Annotated in this window: 24 protein-coding genes and 1 riboswitch; of the genes, 12 read left to right on the top strand and 12 right to left on the bottom strand. The window is 33.1% G+C overall.

Annotated features, from left to right (window positions below; all coding sequences use genetic code 11):
• The first annotated feature begins 59 nt into the window (after positions 1-59).
• From AC6CHK_RS11180 to AC6CHK_RS11135, 10 genes are all read left to right on the top strand, one after another.
• A complete protein-coding gene (locus AC6CHK_RS11180) occupies positions 60-1064 on the top strand; it encodes an AAA family ATPase (RefSeq protein WP_498096110.1) in 1005 nt (334 codons plus the stop codon).
• Entirely contained in the window at positions 1064-1522 is a 459-nt protein-coding gene (locus AC6CHK_RS11175; RefSeq protein ID WP_498096108.1) for a GNAT family N-acetyltransferase, read from the top strand. The genes AC6CHK_RS11180 and AC6CHK_RS11175 overlap by 1 nt, the downstream gene beginning before the upstream one ends.
• 47 nt (positions 1523-1569) lie before the next feature.
• A complete protein-coding gene (locus AC6CHK_RS11170; RefSeq protein WP_498096106.1) occupies positions 1570-2433 on the top strand; it encodes a DUF58 domain-containing protein in 864 nt (287 codons plus the stop codon).
• A 121-nt stretch (positions 2434-2554) separates the two neighbouring features.
• Complete coding sequence (locus AC6CHK_RS11165; RefSeq protein WP_498096104.1) at positions 2555-3451, top strand: BatD family protein; 897 nt, start codon at positions 2555-2557, stop codon at positions 3449-3451.
• Positions 3444-4436, top strand: a complete 993-nt coding sequence (locus AC6CHK_RS11160) for a VWA domain-containing protein (protein WP_498096102.1) — start codon at positions 3444-3446, stop codon at positions 4434-4436. Before AC6CHK_RS11165 ends, AC6CHK_RS11160 begins: the two co-directional genes overlap by 8 nt.
• Entirely contained in the window at positions 4436-5443 is a 1008-nt protein-coding gene (locus AC6CHK_RS11155; protein ID WP_498096100.1) for a vWA domain-containing protein, read from the top strand. Before AC6CHK_RS11160 ends, AC6CHK_RS11155 begins: the two co-directional genes overlap by 1 nt.
• 84 nt (positions 5444-5527) lie before the next feature.
• Positions 5528-6268, top strand: a complete 741-nt coding sequence (locus AC6CHK_RS11150; protein WP_498096099.1) for a tetratricopeptide repeat protein — start codon at positions 5528-5530, stop codon at positions 6266-6268.
• Positions 6268-8004: a BatD family protein gene (locus AC6CHK_RS11145; RefSeq protein ID WP_498096097.1), complete on the top strand. Its 1737-nt coding sequence runs from the start codon at positions 6268-6270 to the stop codon at positions 8002-8004. Before AC6CHK_RS11150 ends, AC6CHK_RS11145 begins: the two co-directional genes overlap by 1 nt.
• 42 nt (positions 8005-8046) lie before the next feature.
• Positions 8047-8649: a MarC family protein gene (locus AC6CHK_RS11140; protein ID WP_498096095.1), complete on the top strand. Its 603-nt coding sequence runs from the start codon at positions 8047-8049 to the stop codon at positions 8647-8649.
• A gap of 5 nt (positions 8650-8654) precedes the next feature.
• Entirely contained in the window at positions 8655-8846 is a 192-nt protein-coding gene (locus AC6CHK_RS11135) for a hypothetical protein (protein WP_498096093.1), read from the top strand.
• A 79-nt stretch (positions 8847-8925) separates the two neighbouring features.
• Here AC6CHK_RS11135 and AC6CHK_RS11130 read toward each other — a convergent pair whose 3' ends face one another.
• The 10 genes from AC6CHK_RS11130 to AC6CHK_RS11085 form a co-directional block, all read right to left on the bottom strand.
• On the bottom strand, positions 8926-9891 hold the full coding sequence (locus AC6CHK_RS11130) for a chorismate-binding protein (RefSeq protein ID WP_498096091.1): 966 nt from the start codon (positions 9889-9891) through the stop codon (positions 8926-8928).
• Between the two features lie 21 nt (positions 9892-9912).
• Positions 9913-10785, bottom strand: coding sequence for a hypothetical protein (locus tag AC6CHK_RS11125; RefSeq protein ID WP_498096089.1), 873 nt, complete (start codon positions 10783-10785; stop codon positions 9913-9915).
• A gap of 10 nt (positions 10786-10795) precedes the next feature.
• On the bottom strand, positions 10796-11866 hold the full coding sequence (locus tag AC6CHK_RS11120; protein ID WP_498096087.1) for an RNA polymerase sigma factor: 1071 nt from the start codon (positions 11864-11866) through the stop codon (positions 10796-10798).
• A 1-nt stretch (position 11867) separates the two neighbouring features.
• Complete coding sequence (locus tag AC6CHK_RS11115; protein ID WP_498096085.1) at positions 11868-12842, bottom strand: hypothetical protein; 975 nt, start codon at positions 12840-12842, stop codon at positions 11868-11870.
• A 48-nt stretch (positions 12843-12890) separates the two neighbouring features.
• Positions 12891-13346, bottom strand: a complete 456-nt coding sequence (locus AC6CHK_RS11110; RefSeq protein ID WP_498096083.1) for a protease complex subunit PrcB family protein — start codon at positions 13344-13346, stop codon at positions 12891-12893.
• A gap of 112 nt (positions 13347-13458) precedes the next feature.
• Entirely contained in the window at positions 13459-13884 is a 426-nt protein-coding gene (locus AC6CHK_RS11105; protein WP_498096081.1) for a PaaI family thioesterase, read from the bottom strand.
• Positions 13885-13919: 35 nt separating this feature from the next.
• Positions 13920-14501 carry a 1-acyl-sn-glycerol-3-phosphate acyltransferase gene (locus tag AC6CHK_RS11100; protein ID WP_498096079.1) on the bottom strand — a complete coding sequence of 194 codons (582 nt, stop codon included), beginning with the start codon at positions 14499-14501 and terminating at the stop codon, positions 13920-13922.
• 301 nt (positions 14502-14802) lie between these two features.
• Entirely contained in the window at positions 14803-16518 is a 1716-nt protein-coding gene (locus AC6CHK_RS11095) for a PspC domain-containing protein (protein WP_498096077.1), read from the bottom strand.
• An 11-nt stretch (positions 16519-16529) separates the two neighbouring features.
• The gene (locus AC6CHK_RS11090) at positions 16530-16859 is read right to left on the bottom strand and encodes a PadR family transcriptional regulator (protein ID WP_498096075.1); all 330 of its coding nucleotides are present in this window, start codon (positions 16857-16859) and stop codon (positions 16530-16532) included.
• 212 nt (positions 16860-17071) lie between these two features.
• A complete protein-coding gene (locus AC6CHK_RS11085) occupies positions 17072-18412 on the bottom strand; it encodes a cytochrome P450 (protein ID WP_498096073.1) in 1341 nt (446 codons plus the stop codon).
• 103 nt (positions 18413-18515) lie between these two features.
• On the opposite strand from AC6CHK_RS11085, the gene AC6CHK_RS11080 reads away from it, so the two are divergent.
• The gene (locus AC6CHK_RS11080) at positions 18516-19202 is read left to right on the top strand and encodes an XAC2610-related protein (RefSeq protein WP_498096071.1); all 687 of its coding nucleotides are present in this window, start codon (positions 18516-18518) and stop codon (positions 19200-19202) included.
• Between the two features lie 3 nt (positions 19203-19205).
• Entirely contained in the window at positions 19206-19796 is a 591-nt protein-coding gene (locus tag AC6CHK_RS11075) for an HD domain-containing protein (RefSeq protein ID WP_498096069.1), read from the top strand.
• 41 nt (positions 19797-19837) lie between these two features.
• Here the strand turns inward: AC6CHK_RS11075 and AC6CHK_RS11070 are convergent, their stop codons facing one another.
• Complete coding sequence (locus tag AC6CHK_RS11070) at positions 19838-20221, bottom strand: acyl-CoA thioesterase (RefSeq protein ID WP_498096067.1); 384 nt, start codon at positions 20219-20221, stop codon at positions 19838-19840.
• A gap of 109 nt (positions 20222-20330) precedes the next feature.
• Positions 20331-20509, bottom strand: a riboswitch (cobalamin riboswitch).
• Between the two features lie 55 nt (positions 20510-20564).
• Positions 20565-21353 carry a hypothetical protein gene (locus AC6CHK_RS11065; RefSeq protein WP_498096065.1) on the bottom strand — a complete coding sequence of 263 codons (789 nt, stop codon included), beginning with the start codon at positions 21351-21353 and terminating at the stop codon, positions 20565-20567.
• Positions 21354-21505: the final 152 nt, after the last annotated feature.

Genomic DNA, 21505 nt, shown 5'->3' with positions numbered 1-21505 from the left:
TAATTATGTTGATTTGTGTAATTATTTATCAGAAATTTACCAATTATTTAATTTAAACTATGTCAGATTTAAATCAAGCGGAAGACATTCGTCAGCTCACGGAAAAAGTAAGAGAACAGAATTATTTCTTTTCACTTCTGAGGCAGGAAATCAATAAAGCAATTATAGGCCAGGAATATATGATAGACAGGCTTTTGGTCGGGCTTTTGGGCAACGGCCACGTCTTACTTGAAGGTGTTCCCGGATTGGCAAAAACTTTGGCGATAAAAACCCTTGCAGAAGCTGTACATGGTGATTTTTCCAGAATTCAGTTTACGCCCGATCTTCTTCCTGCTGATGTTGTGGGGACAATGATTTATAATATTAAAGAAAACGATTTTTCTATAAAAAAAGGTCCTGTTTTTGCCAATTTTGTGCTTGCGGATGAGATCAACAGAGCGCCGGCAAAAGTACAGTCGGCTCTTTTGGAAGTGATGCAGGAAAAGCAGGTGACCATTGGTGATGAAACCATGATTTTACCGAAACCTTTTTTGGTATTGGCAACACAAAACCCGATCGATCAGGAAGGAACTTATCTGTTACCGGAAGCGCAAAGTGATCGTTTTATGCTGAAATGCAAAATTGATTACCCTAAGCTGGAAGACGAAAGAAAAGTAATGAGAATGGTTTCTACTTCTCATCAGCCGGAAATCAGGCCTGTTATTTCATTGGAAAATATTGTCGAAGCAAAATCTATTGTCAATCAAATTTATTTAGACGAAAAGATTGAAAAGTACATTCTTGATATGGTTTTTGCAACGCGTTATCCCGAAACTTATGGACTTTCTGAGCTTAAAAATTATATTAGTTTCGGAGCTTCACCAAGAGCCTCAATCAATTTAGCGATTGCTTCAAGGGCGTATGCGTTTTTGAGAGGAAGAGCATTTGTGATTCCTGAAGATGTGAAAGAACTGGCTAAAGATGTATTGAGACACAGAATCGGACTGACTTTTGAGGCGGAAGCAGAGGAAATTTCAACTGAAGAAATTGTTGACAGGATTTTAGCGAAAATTCAGGCGCCGTAATGAGCGAAGTGATTATTAGAAAAGCTGTTCGGGAAGATTGCGCATCAATGCTGAAGCTGATCAAAGAATTGGCTGATTATGAAAAGGCTTTAGATGAAGTTACTTTAAATTTAGAACAATTTATAGAAGACGGTTTTGGAAAATCTCCTGTTTGGGGAGCTTTTGTAGCTGAATTAAATTGTGAAATCGTTGGAATTTCATTATATTACGATAGATATTCAACCTGGAAAGGAAGAAGATTATATTTGGAAGATTTGGTGGTGACGGAAAATATGCGGGGAAAGCAAATCGGCAAAAAATTGTTTGATGCAACTTTAGAATACGGAAAATCAAATCAATACAGCGGAATGGTTTTCCAAGTTTTAAACTGGAACGAGCCGGCCATTAATTTTTATAAAAAATACAGTCCGAAATTTGATGATGAATGGTTGAATGTTTCGATTGAATTTAAAAGTTAGAAGTGGGAAGAATTTTTTAAAACATTTTTCAACCTTAAAATTAAAATGTGCAGATAAAAGATATTGTAAAAAAAGTAAAGCAAATAGAAATCCGTACCCGAAAGAAGACGGAAGCTTCTTTGATGGGGCAATATCACAGTGCTTTTAAAGGACAGGGAATGACGTTTTCCGAAGTTCGGCCGTATCAGTTTGGTGATGAAATACGTAGAATCGACTGGAATAAAACCGCTCGTTTCCGCGAACCGTTTGTAAAAGTAATGGAAGAAGAAAGAGAATTGACCATGATGATTTTGGTTGATATTTCTGCTTCAATGGATTATGGAACGAAAACCCAGCTCAAAAGAGAATATGTTGCAGAAATTGCAGCAAGCTTAGGCTTTTCAGCGGCTGGAAATAATGATAAAGTAGGCTTGATTTTGTTTGCGGACAAAGTGTACAAAGTAATTCCGCCACAAAAAGGCAAAAAACATATTTTATCGATTATCAGCAATATTCTTACCGCAGATTATATTCCTGCTGTTTCGCACATTGACAAGGCTTTGGAATATATGATGGGAATTTTTAAAAGAAAATCGCTGATATTTTTGCTTTCAGATTTTGGAGATTCTTATGATTCTAAAATGTTGCGTGTGGCTTCAAAAAAACATCAGCTTTTGGGAATGAGGGTTTTTGATGAAAAAGACAACGAAATTCCGGATGTAGGATATACTCTTTTTAATGACGTTGAAACCGGAAAACAAGTTTGGGTAAATACTTCAAACGCAAGATGGAGATACACTTTTGCTGAAGCTCAAAAACAAAAAATAAAAGCTTTGGAAGAAGATTTTGCCAATAGCTCGGCAAGCTTTATGAATATCAGTACAGGTGAAGATTATTCAAAATTGCTGTATCATTATTTTCAGAAAAAGTAAAAATTAGGACAATTATGTCATTCTGAATGAAGCGTAGTTAAGAATCTAAATTATATAGATTTCTCCTTCGTCGAAATGACAAACTTAAAAATAAAAATTCATTAAAAATTTAATGATAAAATTGAAGAAAATACTATTATTAATATCTTTTTTAATCTGTGCAAATGTTTTTTCACAGATACTTTCGTCAAACCTTGACAAGAAAACTCTGGCGCTTGGTGAGATCAATCATCTTGTTATTAAAATTGATAATCTTCGAAGCAATGCGGTGATTGCAGCGCCACAAAATGAGCTGCTTCCTTTTCATTTTGAAGAAATTAAAGACAGCGTAAGCATCACTGCAAATACTTACGAGCGGGAAATAGAATTTTCTGTTTATGAAGAAGGCACTTTTACCATTCCTGAGCTTGAATTTAAAGTAGGAGATAGGGTTTTAAAAACAATTCCTTACGAAATAGAAGTCATCAATACTGCTCAAAAAGGTGACGAAATTAATGATATCATGAGCAATAAAGAGGTAAAGTTGGAAGTCGAAGATTACTGGCAACTTTATAAATGGTATGTTTTGGCAGCATTGGCTTTGATCGCTTTGATTATTGCCATTATACTGTTGGTAAAATATGGAAGAAAGGCAAAAACTTCGCCTGTTGTTGCCACAAATCAGACTTTAAAAGAATTGGAATCATTAAAAAAGAAAAAATATATCGAAGCAGGAAATTACCGTTCCTTTTATGTGGAACTGATTGATATTTCAAGAAAATTTATTGCTAAACAATACAAAATTCCTGCAGACGTTTTGCTTACGGATGATTTGGTTCAGCTGATGAAGAAAAATAATACGATTTCGCAAGACAATGAAAAAGTAGTTGAAGATGTATTTTTGAGAGGCGATCTGGTGAAATTTGCCAAAACTTTTCCTGATCAGCAAACCATGGAAAAAGATTACAACGAAATCAAAGACTTTGTGAAAAGATCATCAAAGGATCTGGAATTTGAAAACCTGAGAAAAGATGTTTAATTTTGAATTCTACAGTCCGTGGTTTTTATTTCTTTTTTTGTTGTTTATTCCTTTGTTGATAAGGGACATAAGCAGAAAAAAAGTGAAAGGCATCAAAGTGCCCAGCGTAGAAAATATGAACGCCAACAGCGGAATTCTTCCTGTTTTATTTCTATTAAAAATTTCAAAATATATCATTCTTTCCTGTTTGATTATTGCGATGGCGAGACCGAGAACTTTTACGGTTTCTCAGGACAGAGACGATACGAAAGGTGTTGATATTATGTTTGCGGTTGATGTTTCGCTGAGTATGCTTTCCAAAGATCTGTCGCCAGACCGTTTGACGGCACTTAAAGACATTGCAATACAGTTTGTGGAAAAACGTCCGAATGACAGGATTGGCGTTGTTACTTATGCTGCTGAAGCTTTTACCAAAGTTCCTGTCACTTCAGATCATCAGGTTGTTATTGATGAGCTTAAAAACCTCAATACGACCGAGCTGTATCCCGGAACTGCAATTGGTGAAGGGCTTTCTGTGGCAGTAAATCATCTTAAAAACAGCAAAGCAAAAAGTAAAATTATCATTCTGATGACGGATGGTGTCAACAATGTGGAAAATGCAATTCCGCCGCAAATTGCTGCCGAGCTGGCAAAAAGCAATGATATTAAAGTATATTCCATCGGCGTCGGGACCAACGGTTATGCGCTGATGCCTACACAAGTTGATATTTTTGGAGATCTGATTTTTACGGAAACCGAAGTTCAGATTGATGAGCCTGCTTTAAAAGAAATTGCACAGTTTACAGGCGGTAAATATTTTAGAGCGACTTCAAACAGCAGTCTGGAAGAAGTTTATGCTGAAATCAATCAACTCGAGAAATCTGATGTGAAGGTTTCAAAGCTTTACAATTTTGAAGAATATTTTAAAATTTTCCTTTGGATTGCGTTGGGAATGCTGGTTTTTGATGCGTTATTAAGATGGGTATTATATAAATTTTTAAGCTGATGGATTTTTATTTAGGGAATTATTGGTACTTATTGTTGCTGCTGCTTTTGCCGGTTTTGTCTTTTTTTCTGGTTCGATATCTGAAATGGAAAAAAAGCAGACGAGAAGTATTTGCAGACAGTCGTTTTCATGAAGTTTTGTTTGAGAAAAAATCGGGATTTGTAAAGGTTTTTCCTGCTTTATATTTTTTAGCTGCATTGTTTTTAATTTTTTCAATTATTGATCTTTTAAGCGGTTCGGAAGAAGTAACAAGCAATCAGAAATTAAATAATGTAATTTTTATGCTGGATGTTTCCAATTCTATGAATGCTGAAGATATTGAACCAAGCCGACTGACAGGAGCAAAAAATCTGATGATCAATACGATGCAGAAGATGAAAAATGATAAAGTGGGAATTGTGATTTTTGCCGGACAGGCAACTTCGATCATGCCTTTAACGACGGATTACGCATCAGCAGAAACGTATATTGGCGGTGTGGAAACCAATTCAATGAAAATTCAGGGAACAGATTTCCTGAAGGCGATGGAAACTGCTGTAAGTAAATTTAAAGATATTAATAAAGGTTCAAGAAAAGTGATTTTGCTGAGTGATGGAGAAGATAATGAAGGGAACGACAATGCAGCGATAAAACTGGCAAATAAAGAAGGGATAATTGTGACATCGGTAGGCATTGGCACAGATGAAGGAGCACCGGTTCCGGAATATCAGTTCGGGCAATTGATGGGTTATAAAAATGATCTGAATGGGCAAACCGTTATTTCAAAAAGACAAACCGAAGCATTAACTAAAATGGCCGAATCTACCGGTGGAAGCTATATTGACGGCAACAATATCAATGAGGCGCCCGATAAAATTATTGAAGCGCTCAACAAAAAATCTTCTGCAACGGAAACTTTAGTCAAATCTCAAAACGCCAACCATTATTATCAATATTTTCTGGCTGTTTCTATATTGTTTTTTCTTATCATTTTTCTTTTTAATCCTAAAAGAGATTTTAATGTTTAATGAATTTCTGATATTTATACTTTAACCCAACTTTAACAAATAAGACGCTGTTTCTTAACATATAAAGGGATAATTTTGCAATAGATGAATACTAAATTTATTTTTTTATCGTTAATTCTTGTTTTCATATTCCCAAGTTCTCTGTGGGGACAAAAAAGCTACAAGACTTTGGTATATGAAGGTAACCAGAAATTTAAAGGTAAAGACTATGATGGCGCATCGTCAAGATACATGGAAGCTATAAAATCCAACGAAAAAGATTTTACGGCTCATTACAATCTGGGAAATGCTTTGTATAAAAGCAAAAAGTATGAAGAAGCAAAAGCTGAATTTGAAAAAGCTCAGAATCTTTCTCAGACACTTCCGGATAAGGCAGCGGCATTGCACAATTTAGGGAATACTTATATGCAGATGAATCAGCCCGAAAAAGCAGCTGATTATTACAAACAATCATTAAAACAAGATCCTTACAACGAGGCAACAAGGAAAAATTTTGAAATTGCCAAATTGAAGGAAAAAGAAAATCAACAAAAGAAAAACCAGGAAGATAAATCCGGCAAAGGCGGTGGAGGCGAAGATCAGCAAAAAAATAAAGATCAGGAAGGTGATCCTAAAGATCCGAGTCAGGATCAGGGAAATGGACAGAAAAATAAAGGAGATGACCCAAATAATCCTGATCCCAACAAAAATAACCAAGGCAAAATGCCTAAAGATCTTGAAAACGCAATATTGAATAAAGTAAGCGAAAAAGAAAAAGAAACCGCCAAAAGAATTTTAAATAAAGATTCTTATTCGATGCCCGAAAGCAACGAGAAAGATTGGTGATGAAGCAAAAATTTATTTACATATTATTTACCCTCGCTTCCGTGATTGCTTACGGACAGGTAGAACTTTCTATGAAGCCTGATAAAAGCGATTACAATGGTAAAGAAGTTGTAAATCTTACGATTGTTTTAGAACTTAATGGCAGCAATCTTGTTCAGCAGAGCAAAATCCAGCTTCCGGATTTATCCAAATTCAATATTATTGGCAGCGGATCTTACAGTCAGGGTTTCATGGATCCGGATTCTAATACGGCCATTGAACAGTACATTACAAGAGTTGCACTTGAACCCAAACAGAAAGGTAAAATCAAAATAGGTTCAGTATTGGTGACCGTTAATAACAAGATCTATAAAACGGAGCCATTTGATATCTTTATTCGTGATATTGAGAAAAAAACGATTGCCAAAAATGTAGATAATGATGTGTATCTCAACATGGAGATCGATGAAAGAGAAGTCTATCAAAATCAGTCTACAATCGCGGTTTTAAGAGTTTATTCAAAAAATATAGATAATCTAAGAAAGGTTAAAAATATTAGCCTTCCACAAAACGAAAATATCGACGTACATCCTGTCAACTTTAAGAGATCAGACATTGATCCTTCAGGTTACGGAAATATGCCTTCGCAGATTTTGGCTGTGTTTATGGTATTTCCAAACGAGTCGGGATTTGTTGAGGTGCCTTCAGTTTCGGCATCTGTAAATTCGTATTCCAATAAAAATAAAATAGTTTCCAATAAAGTAAAGCTCAATGTAAAGAAGCTTCCTGAAGGTTCGCCGGAATCTTTTAAAAATGCAGTCGGAAATTTTAAAGTAGACGTTTACCGTATTTCAAAAGAAAAAATAGAAGCCAAAAAGCCTGTAAATGTAGTTCTGAAAGTTTCCGGTGAAGGAAATCTTACAGATTTGGAGTTACCAAAAATCGAAAATTCTCCCGATTATGAAGTTTTTGCGCCAAAAATAACTTCAAAAGTACAGCCCGGAACAGAAGGAATCAAAGGTTATGTTCTTGCCAATTATGTCTTAATTCCCAATAAAGCCGGAAATATTGATGTTAAAACCGAAGAATTTGCTTTTTTTAATCCTGGAGAAAAAGAATATGTAAATTTAGGTCAGGAAAATCTCAAGCTTACCGCTTTTTCACATGATGAGGTTTTGCAGGCGCGCTCAACGGTTGAAAAAGTGAATGAATATACCAATACTTTCCTTGAAACGGTAAACAGTCCGGTTTTAAAAACTACATCATTTAAAGTAAAAGAGAAAAGCAGATTCAACTGGCGTGCATTATTTATTAATGCAGGAATACTTTTTGGATTGTTTATTCTGTATATATTATTTAAAAATTGGCAAAAAAAGCGAATTAAAATTAAAGAAAAAGCATCTCCAAAACCTTTAGGTTCTGTTGCTGAAACAGAAAAAGAAATTCGCGAAAGCCTGAAAACCGATGTGGAAGATTATTTCAGCTATCTTGAAAACCTTAATAATGATCAGGATTTTGATAAATTCTTTACTGCGGTTGATGAGTTGGATTCTGAAGTCAGAAATCAGTATTTTCAAAGCTCAAAAGATGATTTCAGGCTGTTTCTTGAAAATTATAAAGGAAATTCTGTCGCGGAAGAGTACAGGAATCTTACCCAAAGAATTCAGATTGAAAAATACACTCCTGTAAAATCGCAAGAAGCAATCAATGATCTTCTTAAAGATATTGTTAATTTATATTCTCAAATTAGTAAATAATCATTTTTTATTTATAATTTTGCGAAATTAATAATTATACACATGGAAATTCTTCAGGATTTTTCTTTTAAAGAAACGATGACTTGTTTTATGGTGCTTTTTGCGGTGATCGACATCATCGGATCTATTCCTATTATTGTAAGTTTAAAGCAAAAGTTTGGACAAATCGAAGCGAAAAGAGCATCAATCACGGCAGGATTGATCATGATAGTTTTTCTATTTGTAGGAAATAAAATACTAAAATTTATCGGTGTTGATGTTAATTCTTTTGCGATTGCCGGTGCATTTGTTATTTTTATTATTGCTTTAGAAATGATTTTAGGAATCGAGATTAATAAGACAACCGAAGCAAAAGCAGCATCTATTGTTCCTATCGCTTTTCCTTTGGTAGCCGGTGCTGGAACATTGACTACGACTTTGTCACTGCGTGCAGAATTTCATGATATCAATATCATTTTGGGTATCATTCTCAATACAATTTTCGTATATTTGGTGCTGAAATCTGCGCCATGGCTGGAAAAGAAAATGGGGGAGGCAACTCTATCAATTCTTCAGAAAGTTTTCGGAATTATCCTTTTGGCGATTTCAATTAAATTATTTATTGCAAACTTTGCACAATTGGTGCAGAATTATATTAATTTTTAAGAGTCATGAAGAAGTTTTATAAAGTATTTTTAATAGTATTTGCCGTAGTTATTGCCATTAATATTTATGCAATCGATTGGAATTCAGATATATTGTCAGAAGATAATATGAAATTTGTAATGTCAATTGGCTTCGGGCTTATTGGTATTGTTTTACTTTTTGTGCTCAATACTTGGAGCAAGGTCGGGAAAAAATAATAGATTTAATTTCTATTTACTAATATTTAAAGATGTTTTGCGAGTCAAAGCATCTTTTTTTGTTTTTAAAATAATACAATTATGATATCATTAAATTTTTTAAAACCGCTTCAGACTTAAGTTCTGTCTCGTTCCATTCTTTTTCCGGGTTACTTTGAGCAGTGATTCCGCCTCCGACAAATAAATGAACACTGTTTTTGAATAATTTTGCACAACGCAGATTCACAAAATATTGTATATATTGAACTGTTTCAATCCTGATAAATCCTGCATACAATTCTCTGGGAAATTTTTCTTTTTTTGCAATGATTTCTATGCAAAACTCTTTCGGGATACCGCAAACTGCAGGCGTCGGATGAAGTTCCGTAATAATAGAATCCAAATCTTCAGGATTTATTGTAAGCTTAAAATCAGTCTTTAAATGTTTTATATTTCCTGAAATATGATCGTAAGTTTCAGATTCATAAATATCATTCGAAGTTTTGAATTTCTCCAAAACATTGCGAATATAAGCTGAAACAGGCTTCTGTTCTTCAATTTCTTTTTCAGACCAGCTTTCAGCAACAGGAATGGTTCCCGCAATGCTCATCGTTTCAAATTCGTGAGTTACTTTATTGAATTTCCCTAAAACTTCAGAAAAAGCACCAATCCATGCATTTTTTTCATCAATAAAAATATATCTGAAAGCATTTGGATAAGTTTGACATAAATTTTCAAAACTTTCTTTTAGGTCTATTTCATTGAAATCAGTATAAATTTTTCTTCGTGAAAGAACCAGTTTAGGAAGCTGATTTTCCTTTATTATTTCGATGATTTCCTGGAGTTTATTTAAATATTCTTCTTTTGTTTCAGCAATATATTTGGTATTGTCGTTTGCTAGCGAAGCACTTGTAATTGTAAAATCTTCATCCTTTATTTTGGTGATATTTCCTTTGAAATTGATGGTCTCAGATTGATCAAAAGACTCGAAAATTACTGATTTTTCATCTGATTTTTCGTCTGTTGAATAGATGTTTTCGTCAAAAGGAAATTTGAAATAAATCATAAGTTTGCTGCTTGAAAGAATTTATTTAGAAATAAAATAGGAAATTCCAAAATTGATTTTTCTTTCAGCAAAGGTATTATTAGTCTTAAAAATGTCAAAATCAAATGAGCTGTTTTTTAAAGATAAATTTTTCATCAGATACTTTTGATAATCGATTATAATTAAAAATCTTGTAAAAACTCTATATTGAATTCCGAACGAAAAGCCATAATTGATTTGTTTAGTTTTAAAATCATCAAGTTTCTTGAGAATGTTGTTTTCAGGAACTAAAAACTGCATTTTATATGTGTTTTGATTAGCGAGAAAACCAACAAAAGGACGAATGTTTTTCCATTCGTAAATTAATTTTAATTGAGCAGTATATTCAAAATGCTTATTATTAAATCTTTGAAAAAGCAACGGCTGATCGTCTTCCGTGAAGTAAAATCCATTTAAAAATGTTTCTTCTTTGTTGGCGTCAAGATCAAAAGTAGAATCCCAATGATAAACATTCGCAGAAAGCATCAAAGATAAATTTGTGACAATATTTTTGGATGTCCAAATTCCAATATTTTGCCCAAATTGTTGTTTATCAGCGATTTCTTCTGCCCAGCTGCTGTTCTTTAATCCAATTCCTGCTTCAATTCCGAAATGAAATTTTGATAATGCAACTTTTTTTCTCAGTTCATTTTCATTTTCAATTTTAAAAGTATGATTTTTAATTATCGGTTCTTTTAAGCTTGGTTTTGAAATATTTACCTCTTTAAAATCTCTTTTAATTGCTTTTTCTAAATATATTGTATCATAAACAATTACTTTTTCGTAGACATAAACCGTGTCTGTTTTCGTTCTTTGCGCCTGAACAAAATCTAATGTCAGAAGGGTAAAAACGTAAAGTAGATTTCTGAAAAGCATGTTTCGGATATTAGTTTTCTCTTTCGATAAAGATAGTGTCTCTTTGGATGATTTTCTTTACAATAATTACTTTTTTAGGACTTTTTTCTGCTGAATCTTTTATTGTTTTTTCTTCGGTTTTTACTTCAATGGAAACTAGCTTTTGATCTTTTGAATTGTTTTTTTTAAAATTTTTAACAGAATCTTTTTCATTTTCTTTGGGTTGATTATTTGAAAATGAATTATAATTGAGATCGCTTTTTTCTACAATATTTAATGAAGGTTTTTCTGCGGAAAAAGGTTGTAAATGATGCTTATTATTTCCTTTTCTTATTAAAATTGAAATGATTAAAGTGAATAAAATTGTACCCGTAATAATCAATTTCTTTTTAAAACTTTGCGTTGAAAGTGTTGTCGAAAAGTTATTTGTATTAAAATCATTAGAAAACTCAAACGCATTTGAAGGTGAAATACTGTAATCCAAAAATTTACCTTGAAAAGTCTGCGCCCAAGCTAATCCGCCAAGTCCGAAAAAGACTAATATTTGGGTGATTTTCTTTTTGTTTTTTGGAGTGTTTTGATTAACGAAATTGTTGATCAAATATTTTTGAATTGTTTTTTTTGCCCTTAATAAATGTGATTTTGAAGTGTTAACTGTAATTCCCAGTAACCTTGAAATCTCCGCATGAGAATGATTTTCGATGAAATATAAATTAAAAACAGATTTGTGATGAGCGGGTAAACTGTCGATTGATTTCAGCAGCTCTTCTTTTGTAAAATCAAATGCTAAAACGTGATTTTTTTCCGTGGCAAAAGTATTCATTTCGGGCAAAGGTTCTGGGATTTCGGATATTTCTGTGGAGACGAAAAGTTCTTTAGAGTTTTTTCTCAAATACTGTAAAGCGTTATTTACAACGATTTTTTTGAGCCAGCCAAATAAAGCTTTTTCATCTTTAAGCTGATGATTTTTCTGAATAGCATTCATAAAACTATCCTGCAAAATATCTTCCGCAGTCTGTAAATCTGCGATATATCTTCGACAAATCCCCAAAAGCTTCGGGGAATAGTCGAGATAGATTTTTTGCCAGTTTTGTTTTGACATCTTAAAGTTTTACAACGACAATATTATTAAAGCTGGAATCAAAATTTGAATTTTGAATACTTTGAGTTTCTACATTATTAATATAGACTTTAAATTCTATATCATTTGGACCATTTCTTATCATATAAATATTTTGATCCATAACCTTCAAATCTTTAATTAGGGGGTTTAAAAGGTTTAAGCTAGAAATCAGATTTGTGTTTTTGAAATATGCATCTATACCACCATTAAAATACACATCATTTACATCTAAAGTAGGTTGATAATTTGTAGTGGCTGTAGTAGGTATAAAAGTAGTTTCGACACCCGTTACTAAATTTTTATAGAAGTAAAGGGAAGTGAAATATACATTGTTATCATTAGAAACAACAAATGTATTTTGGGGTGAACTTACAGCATTATGGAGTGGATAAAAAGTTGTATTTTTAAAGTATCCACCAGTTTTTACACCATTTATTTTTTTATTAGCACCAATATAAACATCAGAATTAAATTCTGTAATTGTGCATTGATCATTATATGTTGAGTTGTCAGTAAATAGCAAGTTTTTCATTCCATTTTTCCAGTAGCAAAATTCATATATAGTTGTAGATGATACATTTACAAATAAATAACCTACAAAATAAATATTTCCATTTTTCACATAAAAATCAAAAATGTCGATTATTGATGGACTTGGTAATCCTGCTGCTTGATGATAAGTTGTATAATTTCCGTTTTTCCAATATCCGTATCTACCTTTTACGTAAATGTCATTATTGTCAATAAATATTTTAGATGGGTTTTCATTTGCAGGTAAATTGTAGTTTAGTATTTGTTGTATACCATTTTTCCAATAGCATAATTGTCCGTTATCTTTACCAGAAACGTAGACGTCATAAGATGCAACTTTTTTTTCAAGCATTTCATCATTCTCACTTCTACAAGAAAACACAAACGTCAACATTAAAATAAAAGGTAAAATTAAGTTTTTCATGGTTGTTTTATTATAAGATGAAAAAAACTGAAAAAGTTGCAGACTAATTTATTGAAATAAAACCGGTTTTGTGCTTTTTAGTATTTTCACGATATGATAAGGCTGTGTAACAACGCTTGTGGCGTTACCTGTTAATAATTTTTCTACTTCAACAACGATATTTTGCTGCATTTCAGTTGCTGTAATGATGTCAATAGAATGCCCGCCATTGGGATAAACTTCATCAATTACTGCAATGACCATATATTGGTTAAAATCAATGTTGGTTTCCGTGAAGCCATCCGAAACATTATTGGCGCTGTTTAAGTCGTTGAGAAGATTATTCCACTCTGTAGAGTTTGTAATGACGGTGTTTTGTTGCGTGAGATAATCGCCCATTATATTTCCTTTACCAATCAGCTGTACGTTGATTGGAACATTATTCGTTACGTTTTCTTCATTATCGCTGCATGAATGCAGGATTAAAAATAAAGAACATAAAAATAGAAGTAAAGACTTTTTCATAATTAATAATTTTATTGTTATAATCATTTATAAGATGAAAAAATATAAAAAAGTTGCAGCAGGTATATAAAAAAAGACTCAAAATTGAGCCTTATGTATTGTAATTAATAATTTATCTGTTCAGAATATTATTGGTCATTGTTGTGTGATTGATTAAATCTCCGTTTTCGTCACGAATTTCAATTTCGGAAACATGCATTGTTTTTCCTTTTCTAATAAAGCGTGCGGTTCCTGTAACTACGCCGTCTTTTTTGCTTTTCAGGTGATTTGAATTAATATTTGTTCCAACACCATAAAATTTATCATTGTCTATAAAAATATTAGAAAGGCTTGAACCCAAGGTTTCGGCTAAAGCACAACTTGCTCCGCCATGCAGAATCCCGAACGGTTGATGTACTTTTGGCTGAACCGGCATTGTTGCGGTAAGCGTTTCGTTTTCCAAATCGATATCTGTAAATTTTATTTCAATGGCTTTTGCCATCGTTTCCTTTCCCCAATTATTGAGAAATTCTAAAATCTCTTCTTTAGTTCCTTGCATATTTTTATGATTAATGTATAATTGGTAATAAATAATTACTCACTTCCGCTGATATTCGGGTTCCAGTTTTCAGGAATTTTCGGAACGATATCGTTTTTAATATAATAATTTTGAATCTCGTCCATAATTTCAGAAAAAGGGGCGGAAACTATTCTTTCATACGGAATTGTATAACCGAGAAACATTGTCTTTCTCTTAAAATCTCCTGCCGCCAAAACAATAGGAACTTTTGCCGCTAAAGCCATATGATAAAAACCTTTTCTCCATTTTGGAACCCAGCTTCTTGTGCCTTCAGGGGTAATTACCAGACTGAAACTGTCTTTTTCAAACTCTTTGACTACAAAATTAACCAAATCATTTTTTTGGCTTCTGTCGATACCGATACCGCCTAAATTTTTTACAACAGAACCATACCAGGCTTTGGTGTGGGCATCTTTAATAATGATTTTCAGAGGTTTTTCTAAAGACCAATAGGCAAGATTTCCAAGAATATATTCAGAATTGTGGGTGTGCGGTGCAACTACAAGAACACATCTGTTGAGACTGTTTACATCGCCGTGTAAAACAACTTTCCAGCCTACAATTTTCAAAATCAGTTTCCCTAATAGCTTTTTCATGAGTTTATTTTAAACAAAAAAAGTATAACCAATTTGGTTATACTCTACAAATATATTGAAATATTGTGGCTCTTAAAATAAACCGCTAATTAAATCTGCGATTTTTACTGCAATTTCTAAAACTAGTTGTACCATGGTTTGATGTTTTTGTGTGAGGGTTAAATTTTTTTACGAATATATAACAATTTTGAGTTATAAACCACTAAATGTTGATATTTTTTTAATCTTTTGGAGAGAAGAAGAGTGTGAATTTCAAACAGTTGCCATTCATCCACACCTTCTGCCACTCTCTCAAGTTTAATTATTTGGTTTTAATAGAAATCTCTCCTTTATCGTCTTTTATTTTGATGTCTACATCTTTCATTTTATCGATATTGAATTTCATAGAATCCATTACTTTTTTGGCTTCAGATTTAGGATATTTTTTGCCATTGATGATTACGCTGTCCTTATCGTTTTCATTGTATTCGATGGTAGAACCGTTGATTGATATTTTATTTTTTTCAATCTGAATATTTCCTTCTTCGCTGTCCTGATCTTCATCGTTATCGTTGATTCCGTTTCCGTCGGTATCTCCGTCAAAATTTATCTGATCTTTCTTTAAAGGAATTACAACTGCGTTTTGAGGAATTACCAACTCATAATCGATGCTGTAATCTCTGAAACGATGATCGTAAGGGTATTTAATATAGTTTGGAAGAATTATTTTATTACCTACAATCTCCACAGGAACGCTTGCATTTAAAGGAATATTGTAACCTTTAGCCTCTTTTTTAATGATTAAATAAGGCGTTTTTATATCTGCTTTTCTTGTCACATCAATATGAATCCAGTCTTTTTCGAAAACCGAAACTTTATCTGAATAAACATTGTCTTTATATCCGATAAAGTTTTGTGGAATGGTAATCTGCTTCACGTCAACATAAATGCTGTCTGATGTTGTAGGAATTGCGATTTCTTCCGTATCTTCTTTATGGCCTTTGAAAAACATATCTTTTTTTGCCATGCTTATTCCAAAGTAAGTTGAGATTCCAATCAGTGCAAGAACTAATGCTCCCAATACCCAACCTGTATTTCTCAGTTTTGTTTTTGGCGAAATCAATTTAATGCTTAGTAATCCGAAGATCATGGCAGGAATCAAGCTTCCTAAAACAATCATTGTCATGATCACATATTTCATTCCGTCACTGTCAAAATAGAAATCCATTTCGCTGATTGGAGGAAAATTGTCTGTTCCCATAAATCCGAAGACTACAAAAACTCCTATTAAGCAAGAAAATGAAATCAGTGCGAAAATAGCGCCCAAAACGTAACGGATTACATTCCAAATCCCGCTTCCCGCATTGTTGATGTAAGGTTTGTTTTCGATATAGATTTCACCAACTCTTTGTGTAGATTCGTTGGCGAACTGAACCAGTTTATTAGATTCCTCTTTTAAATTATCGAAATTCATAGGCTTTCCTTTCATTTTCAAAAAATCTGCGGCAGTTTCTGCTTTTGGTAAAACAATCCAAAGAATAATGTAAAGCAACGCAATTAATGAAGAAGAAATAGCTGCTGTAAAAATTCCTAAAACAAAAATTCCTAACCAGATTGCTCTCATTGCGGTAATATCCATTCCTACATAATGAGCCAGACCTGCGCAAACACCGGCGATTTTTTGTCTTTCAGGATCACGGAACAATTGTTTTTTATCAGTATGTTCTGTTCCTGAAGAATATGTTTTCTTAGTATTTTTTTCAGAATAATATGCTTCTTCCTGTTCTTCAATTTTTTCCGGAGAACCGATCTGTGCGATTACTCTTTCTACGTCTGTATCGTTGATTACTTCGCGTTTTCCTAAAGAATCTCTGAAGATTTCAACCATTCTTATTTCTATGTCATGCATTACCTCATCTGCTTCCGAAGCGTCCAAAGAGCTTCTCAGAGCATTAAGATAATCGCTGAGCTTTATATATGCGTGTTCTTCTATCGTAAAAGAAAAACCTGCGAGTCCTATTGAGAGTGTCTTGTTCATAGCTTTGTTTTTTAAAATTTTTGAGTGATTTGGTTTACAGAATCTGTCAGTTCTTTCCAGGTATTTTGAAGTTCGTCCAAAAACATTTTCCCTTTTTCTGTCATCTGGTAATATTTTCTTGGCGGGCCTCCCGTAGATTCTTCCCATCTGTAAGAGAGAAATTCTCCGTTTTTCAGTCTTGTAAGAAGAGGATAAAGTGTTCCTTCCACTACGTCCAGTTTTCCTTTTTTGAGTTCATCTATTAAGTCGGAAACATACATTTCGCGATGATTGATGAGACTTAAAATACAGAATTCCAGAATTCCTTTTCGCATTTGCGCTTTGGTATTTTCAGTATTCATCTTAATAAGTTTTTATTAATTAGTTATTGTCAATCAGAATCAAAATCCTAGCTAGTTGATCTTATTCCGATTTTACATTACAAAGATATGTAATTAAAATGGTAATATGCAATACAAAGTAGTGAAAAAATATAAATAAATAAGTTAACTGTCTGATAACCAATATAATTATTTTTTATTGCTAAATCTTATGAATAAAGATTATAAGATAATTACGGCAAATTATTAATAATTCTTCCTTTTAAACTTGTAGGTCTTAGCGTGACAAGTGCTTTTTTATCCAATTGTTTCTGATATGATATAAAACTGAATTTCCTGTAAAATTTACGGATGATAAGAGCCATTTCCATCATTGCAAAGTGTTCGCCGATGCAAAGTCGCGGGCCTGCTCCAAAAGGATAATAAGCAAAATTCTTTGCGCTTTCATCGTCAAAACGTTCCGGAATAAATGAATTTGGCTGTTCCCAATATTTCGGATTTCTGTGAAGCCCGGTTATATAAAGAATGATTAAAGTATCTTTTGGCCAAGAATATTCTTTAAAGCTGTCATTCTCTAAAGCCTGGCGATCAATTGCCCAAGCCGGAGAATGCAGACGCATCGCTTCTTTGATAACGTTTGAAGTGAAAGATTTTTTCATCAGGCTTTCAGTTGTAAAGATATTTTCACCTTCTTCTGCTATTTCCTGTTTTAGTTTTTCCTCGGCTTTGGGATTTTGGCTGATTTCAAAGAAAATAAAGCTTAAAGCATTCGCTGTCGTTTCGTGGCCCGCAATAAAAAGAATAAGCATTTCATCAACCAGCTGCTCATCGGACATCGGAAGTTGTGTATCTTCATATCGTGTTTGAATAAGCATATCCAGCAGGTCACTTTTTTCTTCTCCCGAATTTCTTCTTTTATCCAAAACTCCCTGAATAATTGCTTTTGATCTCTTACTTTTCTCAATGTTTTTATCAATAACTCCCAAAAGTTTCAAAATTTGGGAATAAAAAGGCAGGCGAACTTCTTTAGCAAAAACTTCCTGTATTTCTGTGATATTTTTGCCCAATTCTTTTACTGTATTTTCATCAATATCAGAACTGAAAAGTGTTTTAGCAACAATATTAAAAGCCAGCGTATGAAAGAAATCGTATAAATCGAGCTCACTTTCCGTATCAAATGCTTGGAAAGATTTGTCAATTTCTTCTTCCATAATAGAAACCAGATTTGCAATTTTTGCTTTGCTAAAACCGGGTTGGATCAATCTTCTTTGTTTCAGCCAGTCTTTTCCGTTGTTGGTGAGCAACCCGTTTCCAAGATATTTTCCTAAAGTGACAGATTGGATTTCAGATTTATAATAATTTTTATGATTTTGTTTTAAAATATATTCTGTAAATTCTTTATCTTGAGAAAAAATAAAATTTTTGTTGGTAAAGCTTGCTTTGATGTAATAATTGTCACCCGCAAATTCATGGTTTCCGCTGATAACTTCCAAAGGATTTTTTACTCCTTTAAATAAAGAATACAACTTTCTTTTTCCTTTAATTTCCGTCGGATAATTGAATTTTGAATCCATATCAAATATTTCCTTTAAAATTACAATTAATCATTTAAATAGCTTAAAATCAAAACAATTATTTTTGCATATAAACTAGACCGAACTTCGTGAAAATACACTTATGATAAATCCTAAATTTCTATTACCATTCATCCTTTTTGGAACAATTGCTTTTGGTCAAAACCATTTTGAATTGAATGATGCTTCAAAGAATTATAACATTAAAATTGATGTTGAAAACTGTGAAAACAATGAATGCAACGGAAAAGCGAGCATTGAATTGTTTGATAAGAATTCTAAAAAATTTCAGACTTTAACTTCCGATAATCTGAATTTTTATTTAAATGAACATCAAAAACCGACAGCAAATATCATTCAATTATATAATGAACAAAGTCCTTTGATCTTTGAAGATTTTAATTTTGACGGAACCGAAGATATTGCCATCAGAAACGGAAACGAAAGCGGATACGGCGGACCTTCGTATGATGTTTATGTTTTTAATATTACTAAAAAACAATTTGTTCCAAGTGAAGAACTGACAACTCTCGCCCACGAAAATCTTGGAATGTTTAATACAGATTCTGAACGTAAAAGATTAATTACCTATTCAAAATCAGGATGTTGCTGGCATCTGACCGAGGAATATACCGTTCTTCCGCAAAAAGGCTTGTTTAAAGTTTACGAATTGGAAGAAGATGCAACCGGCGGAGAAAGGGTAATCGTTACAAAACGTGAATTTATAGATGATAAATGGACAACCACTACAAAAGATTATCCTATAAGTGTATATTATAAAGAAGATTAAAATATGAAAATTCAGAAAGAAATCGATTTTATTCTGGCCATCGACGCCTTAAAAAACGTGCAAAGAAGAAACTATAATGCAGACGATTCCAGAAGAGAAAATACCGCCGAACATTCGTGGCAGATCATCATTTTAGCTCAAATACTTTTTCCGTATGCTAAAAACAGGGCAGACATTGATCTTTTAAGAGTCATCCGAATGCTTTCGATTCATGATTTGGTTGAAATTGAAGCTGGAGACACCTTTTTATTTGATGAAGCTGCAATGATTGGAAAGTTTGAAAGAGAGAAAATTTCAGCTCAAAATATTTTTGGAATTTTAGATGAGCCTTTACGTTCAGAGTTTTTTAATCTTTGGCTTGAATTTGAAGAAGAACAGACTCCTGACGCAATTTTTGCTTGTGCCATCGACAGAATAATGCCTTTTATTTTAAATTCTCACACTTCAGGAAAAAGTTGGACGGAAGCAGCCGTAACTGAAAAACAGATCAGGAATATGTTGGAGAATGCAATCATCCAAGCTTCTGATGAAATGGGAGAAGCCTTTCAATATTTAATGATAAAAAATCTAGAAACTGAAAAGGTTGTGAAATAATTTGTTTCGGCGGGCAAAGCCCGCCGAAACCTTCTGAAAATTTATAGTATTTGAATTGGTTTCTTAAATTCATCAATCGCCACAAAAGTAAAATCGCCGACAATTGCTCTTTCTCTTTCGTAAGAATACATTTGCTCGGTGTAGATCTCAACATTTACTTTCATACTTGTTTTTCCGACATGGGAAACTTTTCCGATCAGTTCAACAATTGTTCCGGCAGGAATAGGTTTATTGAAATCAATTTTGTCGCTGCTTACGGTTACCACACGTTTTCTGGCAAATCGGGTAGCGGTGATGAAAGCTACTTCATCCATCAGCTGCATCGCTGTACCTCCGAAAAGAGTATCATAATGATTGGTCGTGTTGGGGAAAACGGCTTTAAAGATTCTGGTTTCCGATGCTTCAATTCTTTCTTCTGTAGTCATATTTCATTATTAATTAAAGCGAAAATGAAATATATTGAAACAAACAGCCACAGAAATAAGAAATTTCTGCAATAAAACTATCAGATCAACAAACTTCAAATCGCGAAAGTTTTTGTCTAAGAAATAGGCAGGTCTCCTGACTTGTAACATCTTTATTTCCTTCCCATGCTTTGCACAGTGGATTTGCTAATAAAGACTTTGTCACTTACAGTTGCGCGACAGCTCGTGATTTTCACACGATTCCCTTTTAATCTGTACTTAAACAGAACCAATTTCTGATGAATAAAGTGTAAAACTTTATTTCGGAAACAAAATTAAGAATATTAATGAAATAACCTTTTATTTATTCAGGATTATTAAAAACAATTTGGCTCATTACTCTTCCTTCCTTTATGGCCCAAAGTGTTATATATTGATTTTCACCGGAACCATTGATCATATAAAGAAAAATATGATCGTTATCAATAGAAGTCACGCCCATGTTTTCAAAATCCATTGTTGGATTAAACATGTTTTTAATGGCTTCTCTTACAAAAACGGAACCTCTTCCGGGCTGCTGCACTCGTACTGATTTGATTTCCTTTAAATCTTCCGGAAGTTCTTTACCGATTCCCCACGTTTTTTGTTTATCGATTTTAATGATGTTACCTTCTTCGTCTTTTTCCTGTTTTTTAAATTTTGCGCTTGAAGGATAAATGTCGATAGTGACTTTTGTTCTTTGGTTTGTCGGTATTTTAGGATTGTTGTTGTCTGTAAAAATAATTGATCTTCCGTTTTTGGACATAGAAGGAGTGAATTTTGGCAATTGATCAACAAAAGCAATTCGATCTTTATTTACCATGCCTTCTTTATTCAGGCTGTCGTATCTCATGAATGGTTTTTCGACTTCAGGTTTTTCAGGATATTTGATCCAAATCCAATCCGTTTCACCTGGTGCAGGCTTTACATAAACAAAAACATCACCTTTACGCATGCGCACTTTATCTACAATTTTTCTGTAGTCTTCTTTATGTACGCGTACATTCGCGTATCCGTCTTCAGCTTTTACAACAGCAAACGGAACTTTATTTTGCGCCTTTAAAAATGCAAAACAAAAAATACTGAAAATCAATAAATAAATGGTCTTGTTCATGAAAGTCATCGAAATAATATTTGCCCAAATATATAAATTAATTATTTTTCGGAAGATAATTAAAATACTTCAATTCTTCTAAACCATTTATTAATTGCAAATGACAGTTTGAAAGCATTAAAATTGAAAGTTATCAAGAAATAAAAACAGAA

This window comes from Chryseobacterium sp. GQ58, from assembly GCF_059758895.1.
The sequence above is the reverse complement of the archived record's forward strand: the minus strand, read 5'-3'. Positions and strand labels throughout refer to the sequence as shown.

What these genes read in the sequence shown, in the direction of transcription:
- AC6CHK_RS11180 (WP_498096110.1), top strand. Translation starts at nt 60, where the DNA reads ATGTCAGATTTAAATCAAGCGGAAGACATTCGTCAGCTCACGGAAAAA.
- AC6CHK_RS11175 (WP_498096108.1), top strand. Translation starts at nt 1,064, where the DNA reads ATGAGCGAAGTGATTATTAGAAAAGCTGTTCGGGAAGATTGCGCATCA.
- AC6CHK_RS11160 (WP_498096102.1), top strand. Translation starts at nt 3,444, where the DNA reads ATGTTTAATTTTGAATTCTACAGTCCGTGGTTTTTATTTCTTTTTTTG.
- AC6CHK_RS11155 (WP_498096100.1), top strand. Translation starts at nt 4,436, where the DNA reads ATGGATTTTTATTTAGGGAATTATTGGTACTTATTGTTGCTGCTGCTT.
- AC6CHK_RS11150 (WP_498096099.1), top strand. Translation starts at nt 5,528, where the DNA reads ATGAATACTAAATTTATTTTTTTATCGTTAATTCTTGTTTTCATATTC.
- AC6CHK_RS11145 (WP_498096097.1), top strand. Translation starts at nt 6,268, where the DNA reads ATGAAGCAAAAATTTATTTACATATTATTTACCCTCGCTTCCGTGATT.
- AC6CHK_RS11140 (WP_498096095.1), top strand. Translation starts at nt 8,047, where the DNA reads ATGGAAATTCTTCAGGATTTTTCTTTTAAAGAAACGATGACTTGTTTT.
- AC6CHK_RS11135 (WP_498096093.1), top strand. Translation starts at nt 8,655, where the DNA reads ATGAAGAAGTTTTATAAAGTATTTTTAATAGTATTTGCCGTAGTTATT.
- AC6CHK_RS11130 (WP_498096091.1), bottom strand. Translation starts at nt 9,891, where the DNA reads ATGATTTATTTCAAATTTCCTTTTGACGAAAACATCTATTCAACAGAC.
- AC6CHK_RS11125 (WP_498096089.1), bottom strand. Translation starts at nt 10,785, where the DNA reads ATGCTTTTCAGAAATCTACTTTACGTTTTTACCCTTCTGACATTAGAT.
- AC6CHK_RS11120 (WP_498096087.1), bottom strand. Translation starts at nt 11,866, where the DNA reads ATGTCAAAACAAAACTGGCAAAAAATCTATCTCGACTATTCCCCGAAG.
- AC6CHK_RS11115 (WP_498096085.1), bottom strand. Translation starts at nt 12,842, where the DNA reads ATGAAAAACTTAATTTTACCTTTTATTTTAATGTTGACGTTTGTGTTT.
- AC6CHK_RS11110 (WP_498096083.1), bottom strand. Translation starts at nt 13,346, where the DNA reads ATGAAAAAGTCTTTACTTCTATTTTTATGTTCTTTATTTTTAATCCTG.
- AC6CHK_RS11105 (WP_498096081.1), bottom strand. Translation starts at nt 13,884, where the DNA reads ATGCAAGGAACTAAAGAAGAGATTTTAGAATTTCTCAATAATTGGGGA.
- AC6CHK_RS11100 (WP_498096079.1), bottom strand. Translation starts at nt 14,501, where the DNA reads ATGAAAAAGCTATTAGGGAAACTGATTTTGAAAATTGTAGGCTGGAAA.
- AC6CHK_RS11095 (WP_498096077.1), bottom strand. Translation starts at nt 16,518, where the DNA reads ATGAACAAGACACTCTCAATAGGACTCGCAGGTTTTTCTTTTACGATA.
- AC6CHK_RS11090 (WP_498096075.1), bottom strand. Translation starts at nt 16,859, where the DNA reads ATGAATACTGAAAATACCAAAGCGCAAATGCGAAAAGGAATTCTGGAA.
- AC6CHK_RS11085 (WP_498096073.1), bottom strand. Translation starts at nt 18,412, where the DNA reads ATGGATTCAAAATTCAATTATCCGACGGAAATTAAAGGAAAAAGAAAG.
- AC6CHK_RS11080 (WP_498096071.1), top strand. Translation starts at nt 18,516, where the DNA reads ATGATAAATCCTAAATTTCTATTACCATTCATCCTTTTTGGAACAATT.
- AC6CHK_RS11075 (WP_498096069.1), top strand. Translation starts at nt 19,206, where the DNA reads ATGAAAATTCAGAAAGAAATCGATTTTATTCTGGCCATCGACGCCTTA.
- AC6CHK_RS11070 (WP_498096067.1), bottom strand. Translation starts at nt 20,221, where the DNA reads ATGACTACAGAAGAAAGAATTGAAGCATCGGAAACCAGAATCTTTAAA.
- AC6CHK_RS11065 (WP_498096065.1), bottom strand. Translation starts at nt 21,353, where the DNA reads ATGAACAAGACCATTTATTTATTGATTTTCAGTATTTTTTGTTTTGCA.